This is a genomic window from Nonomuraea sp. NPDC049152 (assembly GCF_040648355.1).
Lineage (GTDB): Bacteria > Actinomycetota > Actinomycetes > Streptosporangiales > Streptosporangiaceae > Nonomuraea.
Genome location: NZ_JBEZDO010000002.1, coordinates 352,825 through 370,138 on the forward strand (window position 1 = coordinate 352,825; position 17,314 = coordinate 370,138).

Here is a 17,314-nt window from a genome sequence, read left to right on the forward strand (position 1 = left end):
GTCTATCCCTTCGTGGCACCGGCCAGCAGGCCGGATATGAACTGTCTCTGGAGAACGAGGAAGAGGATCATCATGGGCAGTGAGGAGATCGCCGTGCCCACCATGACCTGGCCGAAGTCGGTCCTGGCCAGCCCCTGCAGGGTGGCCAGCGCGACGGGCAGCGTGTACATCTCGGGCGTGCGCAGCGCGATCAGCGGCCACAGGAAGTCGTTCCACGCGCCGAGGAACAGGAAGACCGCCAGCGCCGCCAGGACGGGCCGCATCACCGGGACCACCACCCGCCACAGCACCCGCAGCTCTCCCGCGCCGTCCACCCGCGCCGCGTCCAGCAGCTCGTCCGGTATGGCCAGCAGTGACTGCCGCATCAGGAAGATGCCGAACGGCACCGACAGGCTCGGCAGGATCAGCGCCGGATAGCTGTCGATCATCCCGAGGTCGTTCATCATCTCGAAGATCGGGATGATGGTCACGCCGCCGGGGATGACGAGCGTCGACAGCAGCAGCACGAAGAACAGGTTGCGGCCCCTGAAGGAGAACTTGGCGAAGGCGTAGCCCGCCAGCAGCGACACCACGATCGCCCCCGCGGTCTGCACGACCGCCACGTACAGCGTGTTGCCCAGCACCCGCACGAGGCCGATCGACTCCTCCAGCTGGGCTGTGTTCGCGGCCAGCTGGTCGCCGGGGTAGAACTTCGGCGGCCAGGAGAAGATCTCGGCGTTGCCGTGCGTGGCGGCCATGGCCAGCCAGTAGAACGGGCCGACGCACAGCCCGAACACCACGGCCAGCGTGAAAGTCAGCGTCCAGCCCTTCATTTCTTCTGCAACCTCATCTGTGCGATGCCGAACACGGCCACGATCAACGTCAGGGCGTAGGCGATCGCCGCGGCGTAACCGAAGTCGAAGTAGCGGAAGCCGTTCTGGTACAGGTAGAGCGAGATCGTCAGCGTGGAGTTGTCCGGGCCGCCGCCGGTCAGCACGAACGGCTCGTCGAACAGCTGCAGCGTCCCGATCGTCGACAGCACCACCGTCAGCGCCAGGATCGGCCGCAGCTGGGGCACCGTGATCGACCAGAACCTGCGGGCCGCACCCGCGCCGTCCACCATCGCCGCCTCGTACAGCTCCTTGGGGATGCTCTGCAGGCCGGCCAGGTAGATCACCGCGTTGTAGCCGGTGTAGTGCCAGGTCAGCGCGATGACGATGGCGATGCGGGCCCAGAACGGGCTGCCCAGCCAGTCGATCGGCGTCACGCCGAACAGGCCGAGCATCCAGTTGAGCAGGCCCGAGTCCTTGCGCAGGATCACCGAGAACATCACGCCGTAGGCGACCAGGCCCGTCAGGCTCGGCATGAACACCCCGAGCCGCCACAGGCCGCGCAGCCGTACGAAGGGGGAGTTGAGCCCGAGCGCCAGCAGCAGCGCGAAGAGCAGCATGATCGGCACCTGGACGACCAGGATCAGCCCGGTGTTCCAGAGGGAGGTCCAGAACAGCGGGTCGTTCACCAGCCGGACGTAGTTGTCGAGCCCGACGAAGCTGCGGGCCGCGCCCGCGCCGGTGGTCAGGCTGATGTACATCGCGGCGAGGATCGGATAGGCCTTGAAGACCAGGAAGCCGAGCAGCGCGGGCATGATCAGCAGGTAGGGGATGTTCCGCCTGGTGACGTACGACCGCCTGGTCCGCGCCCGCTCCCGGGGCCTGGACAGCGTGAGCGTCATCCGGCCAGCTTCCTGTTCGTCTGCTGGGACAGCAGGGTGGCGGCCTCGGTCAGCGCGGTGGCCGGGTCGGCGCCCTTGAGCAGCACCTTCGTCTGCGCGTCACTGGCGATCTTCAGCGCCCTCGCGTAGTCGCCCGAGTAGTAGGTGGCGTCGGCGCCCTCGGTGAGCGCGTCGACGAACGTCTTGAGCGCGGGCTGGTCGCCGAAGTACGGCTGGGGCGCGGTGAACCTCGGGTCGGCGTAGGCCGCGGTCAGCGCGGGGAAGACGCCGCCCTCCTTGAACACCTTGTTGATCACTTCGGGCTTGGTCAGCGCGTACTCCACGAACTTGTACGCCTCCTTCTGGTGCGGGCTGGTGCCCGACACCGCCAGGTGCGTGGAGTTGACGATCGCGGCGCGCTTGCCGCCGGGCGTCACGGCGGGCGGCTGCATCACGCGCCACAGGCCCTTCTGCTCGGGGCGCATCTCGGGGATGTAGCTGACCGCCCACGCCGCCCACGGCAGCACGGCCAGCTTGCCGCTGCTGATGAGCTGCTTGGCGGTGCCCTCGCCGGAGGTGTCGGCGATGATGCCCGCGTCGTTCATCTTCTTGATCAGCGTCATGGCCTGGACGGCGGGCGCGGAGCTGAGCGTGACGTCGCCCTGCTGGTTGAAGTAGAACGCGCCCTGCTGCTGGAGTAGCGCCTGGTAGAAGTCCATGTCCACGCCGCCCGCCGCGGGCTTGTTGAGGCCGATGAGGAAGGCGCCGGTCTTCTCCTTGAGCTTCTTGCCCGCCTCGATCGCCTCGTCCCACGTGGTGATCTTCTCCACGTCGACGCCCGCCTTGTCGAACAGGTCCTTGCGGTAGAAGAAGCCGATCGGGTTGACCTCCCACGGCATCGCGTAGACGCCGCCGTCCTTGCCCGTCACGGTCGGCCACAGGCCCTTGGCGAAGGCGTCCTTGTAGGAGTCGGCCCCCAGCTTGCGCAGGTCGGCCAGGCCGCCGGGGAACTTGTCCATGTAGCCGGGCAGGTAGTCGATGCCGATGTGCAGCACGTCGCCCAGGCCCTTGCCGCCCGCGGCCATGCCGATGGTGATCTTGTCCCAGATGGCGGGTTGGCCGACGGTCTGGACGTTGACCTTGATGTTGGGGTTGGCCTTCTCGAAGTCCTTGGCGACGGCGGCCAGGCCTTCGGAGGCGGGCTTCCACGACCAGACGGTGATCTTGACGGGGCCTGCCTGCTCGGGTTCCTTGGCGGTGCCGCAGGCCGCGGCGAGAGCGCCGGTGAGGAGGACGGCGAGGGCCGCGCGACGGTTGATCATTTCGTTCCTTTCGGGGGGTCAGGGCCTGCGTGCGGTACGCAGTCCCTCGGCCAGGCGGTCCACGGCCTGGCGCGGGGTGGTGGCGTGGGGGGACAGCCGGATCCAGCGGCCGCGCAGCGTGGTGGTGAGCCCCGCTGCCGCGAGGGCGGCGTGGACATCCTCCGGGTCGTGTCCGGGGAGGTGGAGGCAGGCGATGCCGCCGCGCTCGGCGGGGGAGAGGCCGTCGTGCGGGATCTCCGCGCCGGCCGCTCTGGCGGTGTCGAGGAGGGCGCCGAGGGTGTCGGCGATCCTGGCCGCGATGGCCTGGACGCTCACGGCGGCGACGAGATCGAGGGCCGCGCCGAGTGCGGAGACGGCCGGATAGTCGGGATTGGTCATGGTGTACGCGGCCGCCCCCGGCAGCGGCTCGCGGGGGTGATCCTCCGATGCCAGCGGGTCGTGGACGCCGGACCAGCCGCCGAGGTCCGGGGAGAGATGGCCGGCGACGCGGTCGCGGACCATGAGGAGGGCGGCGCCCCACCCCGCCCTGAGCCACTTCTGGCCTCCGGAGGCGAGCACGTCGGCCGCCTCGACCTCCAGCGGGACCGCGCCGAGGCCCTGGATCGCGTCCACGACCAGGACCCTGTGGGGCCCGAGGACCTCCTTGAGCGCGCCGAGCGGCGGCCGGTGGCCGGTCAGCGCGTCCACCGCGCTGACCGTGAGCGCCCTGACATCGGGGGTCAGGTGGGCGGCCACGATCTCGGGGGTCACCCGAGGGGCCTCGATCCACCGCACCCTCAGGCCTCCGCGATCCTGGAACCGCAGCCACGGGTAGACGTTCGAGGGGAATTCGCCGCGCCGCACCAGCACCACCCCCTCGTCCGTGGCGCCGCGGTCGAGGGCGGCGGCCGCGAACAGGGCGTGGCTGGTGGAGGTGGCGAAGGTGACCTCGTGCGGCGCGGCCCGCAGGAGCAGGGCCGCGCTCGCGCGCACCTCCTCGGCCCGCGCCGCCAGCACGTCCACCGCCTGCTCGCCCCTGCTCAGCCGCGCCGCCTCGACGAGTGTCATGGCCACGTCGTGCGAGATCGGGCCCACCCTGGCGAAGTCCACATAGCCGGGGAGGTCGTCGAATCGCTGCAGGTAGCGCGCGTGTTGAACGTTCATATCAACAAGGCGCTGCATGAGGTCTCCAGGAGCAGACGGGGGATATGAACGTTCAATATAGGGCAGACCGGGCGCGCCGGGAAGACCCCGCGCGCGCCCGTTCGTCCGGATCAGTACTCGGTGGTCAGCGTGACGCCGCCGAAGTCCGTCACGCCGTACAGGCTGACGTAGTTCCAGCTGTTCGGCTGGACGTCGGCCACCAGGCTCTCCGCGGTGCCAGGACCCGTGGACCTGGCGTCATAGGAGGTGACGGTGGCCCATCCCGCCCTCTTGACGTACAGGTCGGCGTTGCCCGTGCCGCCGGAGGAGGTGACCTTGAGCCTGGTCACGCCCGGCGGGATCCACAGGTAGAAGTAGGCGTGGTTCCGGTTGGTGTGCCCGATCCCGGTGCGCCTGCAGTCCTCGCCCATGAGGCGCGGGTCGTCGCCCGGGCAGTCGGGCAGGGCGGGCGGCTCGGCGCAGGCGCCCGCCGCGCACGCGGTCAGCCACGTCCGCCAGTCGGCCTCGTGGTCGAGCGACCTCAGCAGGCCGCCCGCGGCGCTCCAGTTTCCCGCCCTGTAGTGGCCGAGCAGCGTGGCGACCTCGGCGCGCTGCCGCTCGACCATGTAGCGGACGGCGAGGTAGCCCCAGACGTAGATCCGGTTCTCGCCCTGGCCGTAGGCGGTGTCGAAGAGCTGGCGCAACGTGTAGCTGTGCTTGGCCGCCTCGGTGTAGGCGGTGGTGTTGGGCAGGCCGCGGTAGGACCACGAGACGTACTCGGCCAGGCCCTCGCTCCACCACACGACGGGCGTGGTCGGCGAGCCGAAGTCCCCGTACAGGTCGAAGCGGCCGTCGAGGTAGTGCGTGTACTCGTGGTTGAGATTCCACACCGCGAAGGCGGGGCGCTCCCACGTCGCCTCGTAGGCGATGAAGCGCGCCTGGTTGCCCGCCGCGGCGGGGTCGCCTTCCAGGTACATGCCGCCGTTGTTGGTGTCGATGCCGTAGATCGGGCCCGCGTAGGTCCGGTAGTCGGCGCTGGAGTCGAAGACGACCACCTCCAGAGTGGCGTTGCCGTCATCGGCGACGGGCCTGCCGCCGGAGGCGACCAGGCCGTGGAAGAAGGCGTCCTGGTTGGCCAGGCTCGCGCAGGTCGTCGCGAACTGCGCCGCGGTCATGTCCTGGGCCAGGATGCGCAGGGTCGGGCCACAGGTGTGGCTGAACGGCAGGGCCACGGCCTTCAGTCTGGCGGGCAGGTCGCACACGTCGTAGTACGCGCAGTCGGCGGGGACGCTGTCGAAGGTCACGTCCGCGATGCCGATCCAGAGCGGCGCGGTCCTGCCGGTGATCGAGAACTCCTCCAGCAGGGCCTTCACCATGGGTTTGACGGTCGGGACCAGCTCGGCGTGGCTCAGGAACCTGGCCAGCTCCCGCCCCGCGTTGACGGTCATGAAGGCGGAGTCGGTGCCGAGCAGGTCCAGGTGGTTCTCGGCGAAGGCCCTCAGGGAGTGGAGCAGGCCGTGGTCGGCGGCGACGGCGGCGACGAAGTCGGGCCTCCAGTGGCCGCGGAAGATCGTGTTGAAGGCCTCGTAGGCGGCGTTGCGCATCCACCACGAGGCGTTGTAGGCGCTGTCGTAGGAGTCGAGCAGGCGCTTCATGACCGGGATGTAGCGGGCGTTCTCTCCCGAGCTCGCGGTCAGGATGACCGCCTCGGTGAGCACCTCTCCGTTGGCGTCGGAGACGGTCCTGGAGGCGGGCGCGGCGAAGAACGCGTCGAGACCCGCTCGCACCGCCACCTGCAGGCTCTCGGTGTACGGCCCGACCGCGTCCTGGTTGTACCACTGCACGTAGTAGCCGGCGCGCAGGTAGAGCAGGACCTGTTCGACGGAGGTGGAGTTGTTACCTGGGTAGGAGGGGGCGGCGCTCCGCAGGGCGTTCGCCACGGTGATCATCTGCGATTCGCGGAAGGCACCTCGGGCGTTGGCGCCGGTCAGCGCGAACAGCGTGTTCACGCACGACACCTGCGCCGCCTTGATCGCGGCCATGAGCGCGTCGCCCGTCCTGGTGGTGAAGACGGTGACGTCGCAGGCCGCCGCCTTGGCGGAGCGGGCGGAGGGGCGCGGGCGGGTGGGCTTCAGCGCGGCGGGGTCGTCGTAGTCGCGCCTGGACTCCTCCTGGGGCTCGGCGAGCGGCGGCAGCTCGGTGGCGGGCAGCGGCTCGGCCTGCCGGTGCGGGCTGGCGGCCGAGGCGTCTCCCGCGGGCGGCGGCTCGGCGCCCGACGCGCCCGTGCCTGGCGTCGTCGCGGCCGCCTCCGCGCGCCCGGCGCCCGTGGCGGCTTCGGTCTCGGCGGCGACCGCATGGGCTTCCGTCTCGGCGGCGACCGCATGGGCTTCGGCCTTGGGGGCGACCGCGGAGGGCGGGGCCGCCGCGGATAACTCGAGGGAGTCGGCGTGGGAGGCGGGGGCGAGGCCGCCCGCTCCCAGGCCGAGCGTCAGGGCGACCACGGCCGCCTTGAGCAGGGATTGCGCGATTCTCATCGCCACTCCTGGGGGATGGAGCGCGGTAGAGCCGGGCCCCCGAATATCCGGCCGGCCGCGATGGACTACGTGATGTGTAACATGTCACACCGTTTAGTCGGAATCAAGACGCAGTTTTGTGAACGCTCACAGTCGGGCCGGAGCCCACCACCTCACCGCGTCCGGCCGATCTCCCTGCCCGCGTCCCTGAGGAGATCGGCCAGACGAGGGAAGAGCACGGCCCGCTGTTCGAGCAGCCCGGCCAGCGGCACGTCAAGGTCGGGCCCGTAGTACTGCTCGGCGATCGACAGGTGCTCGGCCATCGCCGCGCGGGCCGCCGACGCGTCCCTGTCGAGCACGGCGGTGAGGATCTCGTCGTGTTGCGGCACGCCCTCGCGCCTGATCACCCGGTCGGTCAGGCTGCGCAGGACCACCCCTCGCACCAGCGCCCTGATAGACCCGAACATGATCCGCAGCACCGGGTTGCCCGCGGCGGCGGCGACGGCCTCGTGGAAGGCGACGTCGAGCACCGCTCCCGCCGCGGCGTTCGGCGAGGCCTTCAGCGCGGCCAGCGGCTCGGCCATGCGGGCGGCGTCTTCCCGCGTGTGATGGACGGCCGCGAGCGCCGCGGTCTCGCACTCCAGCATCCGCCGCGCCACGATCAAGTGTCTGGCCGTCACCAGGCCCTCCCGCGCCAGCAGGTCGACGGAGGCGGGCCTGGCCGAGCGCACGAACGTGCCGCGTCCCGGCTCGACCGAGAGGAACCCCCGCGCCTGCAGGTCACGCAGGGCCTCGCGCAGGACCGGCCTGCTGACGCCGAACTCCTCGGCCAGCGCCCGCTCGCCCGGGATGCGCGACCCTTCGGCCCACACCCCGGACACCAGACGCGACTCCAGCGTCCTCAGCAGCTGCTCGCCCGAGGGCCTGGCGTCGCCTCCGTCCTCGCCCAGCACAACCGTCATGCCGGGAATCCTGCCACGCGCTGCCGCAGGACCCCCACTTCGCTGATCGTGATCGTCACCTCGTCTCCACCCAGGAGCGAGAACTCCAGTGGCGGCACGATGCCCGTGCCCGTGGCGAGTACCACCCCGTCGGGGAAGCCCTGGGCGAGGAAGAGCCACCCCAGCAGCTCCGACGGCGTCCGGCGAAGCCGCCTCGTCCCCGTCGCGCCGGAGAAGACCTTCTCGCCGCCCCGCACGACCTCCAGCTCGACGAAGAGCTCCTCGGGCAGTTCCCACCACGGCCTGATGGCGGGAGAGAGCCCGCAGCTTCCCGCGAAGCACTTGGCTTGGGGAAGGTAGAGCGGGTTCTCCCCCTCGACGCTGCGAGCGGTCAGGTCGTCGCACACCACGGCGCCGACGGGCTCGCCGTGCCTGTTGGCGACGATCGCCAGTTCGGGCTCGGGGACGCACGAGCCGTCCGCCCTGATGCCCGCGGGCTCGCCGTCGGTCGTGACCCGCCACGGCGTGGCCTTGAAGAACAGCTCGGGCCGCTCGGCGGTGTAGACGGCGTCGTAGAGGTCGCGGCCGCTCTCCTCGACGCGGGCGGCGCGCGAGCGCTCGTAGGTGACGCCCGCGCCCCACACCTCCATCCGCCCCTCGACGGGGGCGAGCAGCCGTACCTCGGAGACGGGCAGGGACGCCAGCGGGGCGTGCCTGGCGACCAGCGCGCCGATCTCGGCGACCGGCAGCGCGAGCAGGTCGGTCAGCGACAGCTCCATGGGGGCGACGAGCCCTCTGGCCAGCACGCCGACCTGGCCGTCGAAGCGCACGATATGGGTCACATCAGTCCTTTCCACGGGGTGGCGGGCGATCCATGGGTGCCGGTCTCGACGGTGAACAGGCCTCCCGCCATGGGACCGGGATCGGCGAGCTGGTGGACGGCGGAGGTGATGTAGAGGGTCGATCCGCCGAAGGCGCAGCTCGTCACCTGCGCGGCCGGCACGTGGACGACGGTGTCGAGGCGGCCGGAGGGTGTGTAGCGGTGCACCGCGCTCCCGCCCCACATTCCGACCCACACGCACCCCTCCGCGTCGACGCAGAGGCCGTCGGGCAGGCCGTACCGCGGCTCGATCTCCAGCGTGGCCACAGGAGGTCCGAGCGTGCCGGCGGAGTAGTGGTAGCCGGTGATCCGCCGGGTGACGGAGTCGGTGAACCACATCGTCCTGCCGTCGGGCGACCAGTCCATCCCGTTGCTGAGCGTCAGCCCGGTGAGCACCGGCGTGGCCACGGGACCGGGGTCCAGGCGGTGCAGGGCGCCCGCGCCGGGCTCCTCCGAATAGGCCATGGTGCCGGCCCACGCCCGCCCGTCGGGGTCGCACTTGGCGTCGTTCGACCGCACGCCCGAGGGGATGTAGGAGAGCAGCGGCGTGACCGTCCCCCCTTCGGTGAGCGTCGCGAACCCTTCCCTGGTGGCCAGGAGCCAGCCGTCGCCCTCGGCCGGCAGCGCCGCGCCCACGTGGGTGCCGACGTCGAAGACCCTGCCGTCGGTCAGGTGGACCAGACCCGCCGTGATGTCCACCCAGACCAGGCAGCCGTGCCGCGTGTCCCACAGCGGCGCCTCACCCACCTGGGCCGCCGCGGCCTCCAGCAGGGTGGCCTTCAGTTCACGCATCGGTGCCTCCCGAAGGATCGATCAGGACCTTGGATCCGGGACGTTCCAGCGCCTCAGCCACCCTGTCCAGGGGCAGTGTGGCCGACAGCAGCGGCAGCGGGTCCACCACGCCGCGCGCCAGGAGAGCGACGGCCGCGGCGACGTCCTCGTCCCACAGGTGCGCCGCGCTGCCGAGCAGCCTGCGCTCGCCCAGCACGACGTCGAGCCAGGGGACGCTGAGATCACCGCTCCTGAAGCCGACGAGCACGACCGTGCCGCCTGGCCTGCTCAGCCGTACGGCCTCGCGCGGCGCGTCCGGCACACCCGCGCACTCCAGCACCACGTCGGCGCCCGCCCGTCCTGGCGGTACGACCAAGGCGCCCGCCTCCTCCGGAGACACGGCCAGGGCGCCGACGCTCTCCGCCAGCGCGCGCCGGGAGGGAACGGGGTCGACGGCCACCACCTGTGCGGCGGGGCCCCTGGTCAGAAGCTGGACGGCGAGCTGGCCCACCGTGCCCGCGCCGTACACGACGACACTCGCCCCCGTGAGGTCGCCCGCCTTGCGCAGCGCCCGCACCGCGACGGCCAGCGGCTCGGCGAAGGCCGCCGCCTCCACGCCCACGTGCGGAGGCACGGGCACGCAGGTGGCGGCGGAGGCGAGCATCCAGCGGGCCAGGCCGCCGTCCTGGTGCTGCCCGCGCACCCGCAGGTCGGGGCAGAGCCCCTCCTGGTGGCGCGCGCAGAAAACGCACCTCCCGCAGCCGACCACCACGTCGGGCACCACCCTGGTGCCCGGAGGGAACGGACCCCCTGCGACCGTGCCGACGACCTCGTGGCCCATGGTGATCGGCAGGGAGCGCGCGATGGCGGGGGAGCGGTACTCCTCCGCGTCGGATCCGCACAGCCCGACCCGCTCGACCTCGATCAGCACCTCGCCAGGGCCTGGTTCGGGGACGGGCACGTCCTCGATCCGCAGGTCGCGGGGGCCGTGGAGCCTGGCCGCCCTCACAGCGAGGTCACCCGCCTGTCCATCTCGTCCGTCCGTGTCAGCCGTACCCCGTGGCCAGGCGTGGCGGGCGCCCGGACGATGCCGGCCTCGATCGCGGGCAGGCCCTCGGCGACCGCGCGGTACCAGGTGCGCAGGAACGCGCGGGCGGTCTCCTGGATCAGTCCGTTGGGCTGGCTGAGCACGAGGTGGACGGAGGCGGCCAGCGTGACGGGGCCCGAGCAGTCGTGCGGCGCGATCGGCACGCCGTACGTCTCGCACAGCGCGGCCACCTTGCGCGCCTCGGTCAGCCCTCCGCACCACTGGACGTCCACGGTCGCCACGTCGATGGCGTCCATGATCGGCAGGAACCCGCGCCTGCCCGTCGCGGTCTCGCCGGTCGCGATGGGGACGTCGACCTGCCGCGCGAGGCGGCGCAGCGCGTCGGTCGCGTCGGGCCTCACCGGGTCCTCCACCCAGCGGGGCCGCAGCGGCGTCAGCGCCTCGATGATGGCGGTGGCCGCGGGCCGCGACCACAGGCCGTGCAGCTCGACCATCACCTCCATGCCGTCCACCTCGCGGATCGCCTCGATCACCGCGAGCCCGCGGTCGAGGTCGCGTCTGGGGATGTGGGTGCCGTTGGTCGCCTCCGCGGCGGTGTCGAACGGCCACACCTTCATCGCGGTGATGCCCTCGTCGCGCAGCTCGCGGGCCAGACGGCCAGGCTCGTGCAGGAAGGCGTGCAGGTCCTCGTAGAGTCCCGGCCGTAGTCCCCAGTTGCCCGAGCGCTGCCCTCCGCTGCTGACGTAGCCCGAGCCTGCACAGGTGTTGTAGATCGGGATCTCCTCGCGGACCGGACCGCCCAGCAGTCTGACCAGCGGCAGGCCCGTCTCCTTCCCGAACAGGTCCCACAGCGCCAGGTCCACCGCGCCGTTGCCGCGCACCTCCGCGCCCGCCCCCTGGAATCCCGTGTACGGCGCCAGCAGCACCGCCACCCGCTCGGGCGCCGGGTCCGTCATGCCCATCAGCAGGGGAGCGACGCTCTCGTGCAGGTAAGCCTCGACCGACCGCGCCCCGAAGTAGGCCTCACCCAGCCCGGTGCGGCCCTCATCGGTGCGCAGCCGCACGAACAGCAGGTTCGGCTGCACGCGCGGCCGCAGCGTCTCCAACTCGACGATCTTCACGAGACGCGACCTCCCATCGCCACACCGCGCTGGATCTGCCCTCGCAGGAACAGGTAGGCGGCCAGCGCGGGGACCGCCCCGATCGTCACCGCCGCGAACACCAGGTCGTAACGGGTGCCGAACCTGCCGCTGAACTGCAGCAGGGCCAGCGGCAGCGTCCTGCCCTCCTCGCCCGCGATCAGCACGAGCGCGAAGACGAAGTCGTTGTACCCGGACAGGAACGTGAGGATGGCGAACGTCGCGATCGTCGGCTTCACGCTCGGCAGCACGACCCGCACCAGCGTCCACGGCACCGACGCCCCGTCGATGGCCGCCGCCTCCAGGTACTCGCGCGGCACCTGGTCGAAGGCGTTCTTGAACAGGAACACCCCCAGCGACACCGAGAACCCCGCGTAGACGATCATCAGCCCCACGGGGCTGTCGGTCAGCCCCATGCTCTGGAACTGCGTCAGCACCGGGATGAGCACGCTGAAGGTCGGGATCATCATGCCGAGCAGCAGGAACGTGAAGATCGCGTTGGCGTGCGGCAGGCGGCCCCTGCTCAGCGCGAACCCGGCCAGCGCACTGCACGTCCCGCACAGCACGGTCGCCGCCGAGCTCACCAGCACGCTCATGACCAGCGCCCTGCCCAGGTCTCCCTGAACCCACGCGTCGGCGAAGTTGACCCGCTTGGCCCATTCCGGTGCTCCCACCGCGCTGAGGAAGATGTCGTTGTTGCCGCGGAAGCCGTTGACCACCATCCAGACCAGCGGACCGAGGCAGACGACCGCCCAGAGCGCCATCAGCGCGGTGAAAGGCAGGCGTCTCATGCCGGCTCCAGCGGGTCCCGGCGGAACAGCCGTTGCAGCCCGACCGCCAGCAGCAGGTTGAGCAGCAGCATGAAGGTGGCGACGGCGGCGGCGAAGCCGAGCCTGTTGTCCTGGAAGGCCTTGACGTACATGTACGAGGCCAGCACGGAGGAGGAGTTGGCGGGACCGCCCTTGGTCATCGCCCAGATGAGGTTGAAGTACTGCACGCTCCCCGTGACGACGAGGATGACCGACAGCTTCACCGTGTCCAGCAGCATCGGGACAGTCAGCGTCAGCGTCTGCCGCCAGCCGACCGCGCCGTCCAGCTCACCCGCCTCGTAGATCGAGCGCGGGATGGCCTGCATGGCCGACAGGAAGATCAGCATGTAGAGGCCGACGTACTGCCAGCCCACGACCACGACGACAGACATCAGCGCGGTGCCGGTCTCGCCGAGCCACGCGTGCGTCAGCCCGGCCAGGCCGAGGGCGTCGAGGGCGGCGTTGAGCAGGCCGTACTGCGCCTGGTAGACCTGGGTCCACAGGACCCCGATCACCACGGTCGACAACACGACGGGGATGAAGAAGACGGCCTGGAAGAAGCCGCTGCCCGGGTGGCGCTTGTGGATCAGCACGGCGAACAGGAACCCGAGGGGAAGCTGGATGGCCATCGCACCGAGCAGCAGCACGAAGGTGTGCCACAGCGCCGCCCACAGCTCGGGATCGGTGAAGATCTCGACGTAGTTGTCCAGGCCGGCGGGACGGCCCCGCTGCCCCGCCGACCAGTCGAAGAACCCGTAGTCGACCACGCTGATCGACGGCACGATCACCACGGTGAGGTAGAGCGCGAGCGCGGGCAGCAGGAACAGCAGCGACCACCTGCGCAGGGTGCCCGTCATGCGGGGTGCGCCTTCATGTAGGCGGCGAAGTCACTCATCATCCGCTCGGGCGTGATCTCGCCGATCGCCATCGAGTTCTGCAGGTTGGTGAACTCGGTGTTGTGCCGCGGAGGGAGGATCTCGTTCCAGAACAGGTTGTAGCCGGTGTAGCCGGGCAGCTTGTCCACGAGCTCGTCGAACAGGTCGGGGGTCTTCGCCTTGTCGATGGTGACCTTGTTCGGCATGAGCAGCAGTGCCTGCTCGGCGAGCTTGCCGGCGAGCTCCGCGCTGGTCGCGCCCTTGACGAACTCCCACGCCAGCGCCTTGTCGGGGGCGCTCGCGCTGACGCCGAGCGCGCCGTTCGGGCCACCCTGCACGTCGGCCACGGTGCCGGGGCCTCCGGTCGTGGGGAAGTCGAAGACGCCGGTCCTGGCGAGGATCTCCTTGTTCTCGGTGGCGGTCAGGGAGGAGGTGATCCAGGTGCCGCTGAGCACCATCGCCGCCCTGCCGCCGTAGAAGTTCGCCATGGCCTCGTCGTATCCGGTGCCCATGTGGCCCTTCTGGAACGCCCCGGCGTCGATGACCTGCTTGGTCCGCCTGGCGGCCTGGACGAACGGCTCGGCCGTCCAGGCGACCTTGCCCGCCATCGCGTCGTGGATCAGGTTCGCGCCGCCGTCGCGCATGGCGAAGTAGGTGAACCACTCCTGCAGCGGCCAGCCGTCCTTGCCGTCGAGGGTGACGGGGGTGATTCCGGCCGCCTTGAGCTTGCCGATCGCCTCGAGCAGTTCGTCGAAGGTGGCGGGCGGGCGGGCGATGCCCGCTCGGGTGAAGAGGTCCTTGTTGTAGAAGAGCTGCACGATCGGCGACTCCGTGGGGACCATGTAGATCTTGCCGTTCACCGTGTAGTTGTCGAACGCGTGGGGGAGCATCCCCTCGCGCCACTTCCCGTCGGCCTCGATGTGTGGCGTCAGGTCGGCGAGCGCGCCCGCCTCGACTAGTGGGGTGAGGAAGCTGCCGCCGTACCAGGCGACGATCTCGGGCAGATTCTTGGCGACCAGCGCCGCCTGCACTTTCTGTTTCACGTCGGCATCCGCCATGTAGAGGATGTTGACCTTCACCCCTCTATGTGAGCGTTCAAATTCGCTGCCGTAGGCGGTGAACAGCTCCTTGCCGGGGCCGTTCGCGGTCGTCCAGATGGTGAGCGTGCTGCCGTCCTGAGCGCTCGGCGCGGGCGCGGTCCCGCCGGGCGCGCACGCCGCCAGCGCCATGGCGGTGAGCACGGCCGCCGCGACTTTCCTGATCACGAAGGTTCTCCCTTGATGAGCGCGGTCATCCGCCGGTGCCATGCGACGTCGTCCCACATGCCGCGAAACTGCGGCGAGCAGAAGTTGCTGGTGGCCAGGGCGGTGAAGCGGCCGGTGGCCACCGCGGCACCGATGCCGACCTCGGCCAGGTCCTTGATCCAGTCCCAGTCGAGCCCTGGGCCGTCCTTCCAGAAGATCAACGCCCAGCACTCGGTGGTCATCAGCGGCTTGCCGCTGACCCGCGACCACTCCGCAAGGCTCTCGACCTTCGCGACCAGCTCGGCGTTCCACCGCTCGCGATCGCTCTCGTAGAGGGCCCTGGCCTTCTCGGCGAGCAGCGTGTCCCTCCCTCAGTGGTATTACCGGTATGACCGGTCAGACTAAGTGGGGGTTCCGGGGAGGTCAATGGGTTGGCTTTGAACGGTCAAACTCTGTCATGGCGTTTCAAGGCGACGTGCTCGTAGAAGCTCGTCGCGAAGTGCTCGAGCCCGGCACGCGGGCTGACGCTGTCGCCGGAGAGCGGGCCCGCGTAACGGGGTGCGGCCATCTCCGTGCCGGGTCGGGTCGGTACCGCGGGAGCTGACATTCGCGCGGGTCAGGACCTATAATCGAACACATGTTTCAGGCTTCGCTGCTCGACTGCTTCTCCTCGGAGGGTCCGGGGCCGCTCGGGTCCACGGTCAGGCGCGTCGACCTGGGCCGTGGGGCCTGGATCGACCTCAGGCCCGGCTGGATCGGCGGCGCCGACGCCCTGCTCCACCGGCTGATCGCCGGAGTGGCCTGGCATGCCGAGCGGCGGCACATGTACGACAGGGTGGTCGACGTGCCCCGGCTGCTCGCCTTCTACGAGGAGGGCCGGCCGCTGCCCGAGCCGGTGCTGGAGGAGGCCAGAGCGGCGCTCGACGAGCACTACGGCGCCGAGCTGGGCGAACCGTTCGCCACGGCGGGCCTGTGCTTCTACCGCGACGGCCGCGACAGCGTCGCCTGGCACGGCGACACGATCGGGCGGGGGAGCACCGAGGACACCATGGTCGCCATCGTCTCGGTGGGCGCTCCCCGCGCGCTGATGCTGCGCCCCCGCGGCGGCGGAGGGGCCACGGTACGCCACGAGCTCGGCCACGGCGACCTCATCGTGATGGGCGGCAGCTGCCAGCGCACCTGGGAACACGCGATCCCCAAGACGGCCCGCCCCGTCGGCCCCCGCATCAGCATCCAGTTCCGTCCCCGCGGCGTCCGCTGATCCGGCGGCCTCGACCTGGTCGCTCCTCGGGCGGATCAGTAGGCTCGGCCCGTGTCACACTCTCTCGCCGACGGCTGGACCACGCTGGTGGGGCCCTCACGCGCGGCCGGGGCCGTAGGGGCCGAGCTGGTCGCCCGATGGGCCGAACCGCACCGCAGGTACCACACCCTCGACCATCTGCGAGCGGTCCTCGGCGCGATCGACAGGTTGGCGCCGCTGGCCGCCGACCCCGACGCGGTACGGCTGGCCGCGTGGTTCCACGACGCGGTTTACGACGGGAAGGCGGGTTCGGACGAGGAGCGCAGCGCCCAGCTCGCCCAGTCCCGCCTGCCGAGGTGCGGCGTCCGGGGGGAGCGGGTCGCCGAGGTGACCAGGCTCGTCCGCCTCACCGCCACCCACGACCCCGACTACACCGCCGGCGAACCAGGACCCGACGGGAGCGCGGCCTCAGGACGCGACGCGAACGGCGCCGTGTTGTGCGACGCCGACCTGGCCGTGCTGGGCGGCGACGACTACGCCGGTTACGCGGGGGCCGTCAGGCAGGAGTACGCCCACATCCCGGACGAGCTGTTCAGGCTGGGCAGGGCGCAGGTGCTGCGGCGGTTGCTGGCCGCGCCGCGCCTGTACCGCACGGCGCTCGCCCACGACCTGTGGGAGGCGAGGGCCCGCGCGAACATGACCGCCGAGCTGGCGGCTCTCGAAGGCTGACCTGCCGCGGGGGCCTGTCGCCGATCAGCGGCGTTTGCGGCGGCGCAGACCGGCGGCGATCAGGCGGGCGAGCAGTTCGCGCGAGGTGACTGGCTCGGCGCCCATGGCGACGGCGCGCGAGTGCACGGTCTCCGGAACGTCGTAGTGGTCCCGGTCGAACGCCCGCTCCGGCACCCCCAGCCGTACCGCGAACGCGTGGAGCTCATCCAGCGAACTGTCGCTGACCAGATGGGACCACAGCAGGCCCCTGGGGCCGGGCCAGTTGGGGGGATCGATCAGCACGGTCACGCCGACAAGCGTAGAACCACCCGGGACCGTCCCATGAAGGGGCTCCGCGGGGCGATGGCATCAACCGATCGGTTGATGGGAGGTTCATCCGGACCCCTGATGGACGGAGGCGGGCCGAACGGCAACCTGGAATCCGTCAAGCCGTTCCGACCTGGAGAAACGACACCATGAAGATCCGTACCCGCCTGGTCGCGGTAGCCGTTGCCGCCCTCGCTCTCACCAGTGGCGTCGCCACCGTCCAGGTCGCGCAGGCCGCCGCCGACCCCGCCGTCGTCGAGACGAAGGCGCTGTCCGCCGAGGCCGCCCTGAAGATCGCCGACGCGGTGCGGAAGGAAGCGGCCAAGCAGAAGCAGCGCGTGACCGTGGCGATCGTGGACCGTTCGGGCGCCACCCGGCTGATCCTCAAGGGGGACGGCGCGGGCCCGCAGACGGAGGAGTCGGCCAGGCGCAAGGCGTTCACCGCGGTGTCGTTCGGCCAGGCGACCAGCGCGCTGTCGAAGAACCAGGCGCTGGCGGCCATCCCCGGCACGCTGCTGCTCGCCGGCGGCATCCCCGTGGCCGTCGACGGCGCCCCGATCGCGGGCATCGGCGTCGGCGGTGCGCCCTCCGGCGACATCGACGAGGCCATCGCCCAGGCCGGCTTGAAGGCCGTCCAGGGCGAGCTCGGCTGACGGCCCGTCAGAAGTGCGCGGGTCCCCGGCAG

The 17,314-nt window shown here is 70.8% G+C and carries 18 protein-coding genes; 3 read left to right on the top strand and 15 right to left on the bottom strand.

The window, feature by feature from the left end; translation table 11 throughout:
- Positions 1–2: 2 nt before the first annotated feature.
- The 14 genes from AB0B45_RS05435 to AB0B45_RS05500 form a co-directional block, all read right to left on the bottom strand.
- A complete protein-coding gene (locus tag AB0B45_RS05435; RefSeq protein WP_358125684.1) occupies positions 3–812 on the bottom strand; it encodes a carbohydrate ABC transporter permease in 810 nt (269 codons plus the stop codon).
- A complete protein-coding gene (locus tag AB0B45_RS05440) occupies positions 809–1,711 on the bottom strand; it encodes a sugar ABC transporter permease (RefSeq protein ID WP_358125687.1) in 903 nt (300 codons plus the stop codon). Before AB0B45_RS05440 ends, AB0B45_RS05435 begins: the two co-directional genes overlap by 4 nt.
- A complete protein-coding gene (locus AB0B45_RS05445; RefSeq protein ID WP_358125690.1) occupies positions 1,708–3,012 on the bottom strand; it encodes a sugar ABC transporter substrate-binding protein in 1,305 nt (434 codons plus the stop codon). The genes AB0B45_RS05440 and AB0B45_RS05445 overlap by 4 nt, the downstream gene beginning before the upstream one ends.
- A gap of 18 nt (positions 3,013–3,030) precedes the next feature.
- Positions 3,031–4,155 carry an aminotransferase class V-fold PLP-dependent enzyme gene (locus AB0B45_RS05450; protein WP_358125693.1) on the bottom strand — a complete coding sequence of 375 codons (1,125 nt, stop codon included), beginning with the start codon at positions 4,153–4,155 and terminating at the stop codon, positions 3,031–3,033.
- Positions 4,156–4,265: 110 nt separating this feature from the next.
- The gene (locus tag AB0B45_RS05455; protein ID WP_358125696.1) at positions 4,266–6,668 is read right to left on the bottom strand and encodes a M9 family metallopeptidase; all 2,403 of its coding nucleotides are present in this window, start codon (positions 6,666–6,668) and stop codon (positions 4,266–4,268) included.
- Between the two features lie 152 nt (positions 6,669–6,820).
- Positions 6,821–7,609, bottom strand: a complete 789-nt coding sequence (locus tag AB0B45_RS05460) for an FCD domain-containing protein (protein ID WP_358125699.1) — start codon at positions 7,607–7,609, stop codon at positions 6,821–6,823.
- Positions 7,606–8,430, bottom strand: coding sequence for a fumarylacetoacetate hydrolase family protein (locus AB0B45_RS05465; protein WP_358125702.1), 825 nt, complete (start codon positions 8,428–8,430; stop codon positions 7,606–7,608). The genes AB0B45_RS05460 and AB0B45_RS05465 overlap by 4 nt, the downstream gene beginning before the upstream one ends.
- Entirely contained in the window at positions 8,427–9,260 is an 834-nt protein-coding gene (locus AB0B45_RS05470; protein WP_358125705.1) for an SMP-30/gluconolactonase/LRE family protein, read from the bottom strand. Before AB0B45_RS05470 ends, AB0B45_RS05465 begins: the two co-directional genes overlap by 4 nt.
- On the bottom strand, positions 9,253–10,248 hold the full coding sequence (locus AB0B45_RS05475; protein ID WP_358125708.1) for an alcohol dehydrogenase catalytic domain-containing protein: 996 nt from the start codon (positions 10,246–10,248) through the stop codon (positions 9,253–9,255). Before AB0B45_RS05475 ends, AB0B45_RS05470 begins: the two co-directional genes overlap by 8 nt.
- Complete coding sequence (locus AB0B45_RS05480; protein WP_358125710.1) at positions 10,245–11,408, bottom strand: mandelate racemase/muconate lactonizing enzyme family protein; 1,164 nt, start codon at positions 11,406–11,408, stop codon at positions 10,245–10,247. The genes AB0B45_RS05475 and AB0B45_RS05480 overlap by 4 nt, the downstream gene beginning before the upstream one ends.
- Positions 11,405–12,217 (bottom strand): carbohydrate ABC transporter permease, encoded by an 813-nt coding sequence (locus tag AB0B45_RS05485; RefSeq protein ID WP_358125712.1) that lies wholly within the window; start codon positions 12,215–12,217, stop codon positions 11,405–11,407. Before AB0B45_RS05485 ends, AB0B45_RS05480 begins: the two co-directional genes overlap by 4 nt.
- On the bottom strand, positions 12,214–13,092 hold the full coding sequence (locus AB0B45_RS05490; RefSeq protein ID WP_358125715.1) for a sugar ABC transporter permease: 879 nt from the start codon (positions 13,090–13,092) through the stop codon (positions 12,214–12,216). The genes AB0B45_RS05485 and AB0B45_RS05490 overlap by 4 nt, the downstream gene beginning before the upstream one ends.
- Entirely contained in the window at positions 13,089–14,375 is a 1,287-nt protein-coding gene (locus tag AB0B45_RS05495) for an extracellular solute-binding protein (protein WP_358125718.1), read from the bottom strand. Before AB0B45_RS05495 ends, AB0B45_RS05490 begins: the two co-directional genes overlap by 4 nt.
- A complete protein-coding gene (locus AB0B45_RS05500; RefSeq protein WP_358126265.1) occupies positions 14,372–14,713 on the bottom strand; it encodes a cellulase-like family protein in 342 nt (113 codons plus the stop codon). The genes AB0B45_RS05495 and AB0B45_RS05500 overlap by 4 nt, the downstream gene beginning before the upstream one ends.
- A gap of 278 nt (positions 14,714–14,991) precedes the next feature.
- Here AB0B45_RS05500 and AB0B45_RS05505 point away from each other — a divergent pair, with 278 nt between their 5' ends.
- Complete coding sequence (locus tag AB0B45_RS05505; RefSeq protein ID WP_358125721.1) at positions 14,992–15,615, top strand: alpha-ketoglutarate-dependent dioxygenase AlkB; 624 nt, start codon at positions 14,992–14,994, stop codon at positions 15,613–15,615.
- A 51-nt stretch (positions 15,616–15,666) separates the two neighbouring features.
- Positions 15,667–16,323, top strand: coding sequence for a metal-dependent phosphohydrolase (locus AB0B45_RS05510; RefSeq protein ID WP_358125724.1), 657 nt, complete (start codon positions 15,667–15,669; stop codon positions 16,321–16,323).
- Between the two features lie 24 nt (positions 16,324–16,347).
- On the opposite strand, the gene AB0B45_RS05515 is transcribed toward AB0B45_RS05510, so the two are convergent.
- Positions 16,348–16,611 (bottom strand): DUF4031 domain-containing protein, encoded by a 264-nt coding sequence (locus AB0B45_RS05515; RefSeq protein WP_358125726.1) that lies wholly within the window; start codon positions 16,609–16,611, stop codon positions 16,348–16,350.
- Between the two features lie 167 nt (positions 16,612–16,778).
- Between AB0B45_RS05515 and AB0B45_RS05520 the strand changes: the two genes are divergently transcribed.
- Entirely contained in the window at positions 16,779–17,282 is a 504-nt protein-coding gene (locus AB0B45_RS05520; protein WP_358125729.1) for a heme-binding protein, read from the top strand.
- Positions 17,283–17,314: the final 32 nt, after the last annotated feature.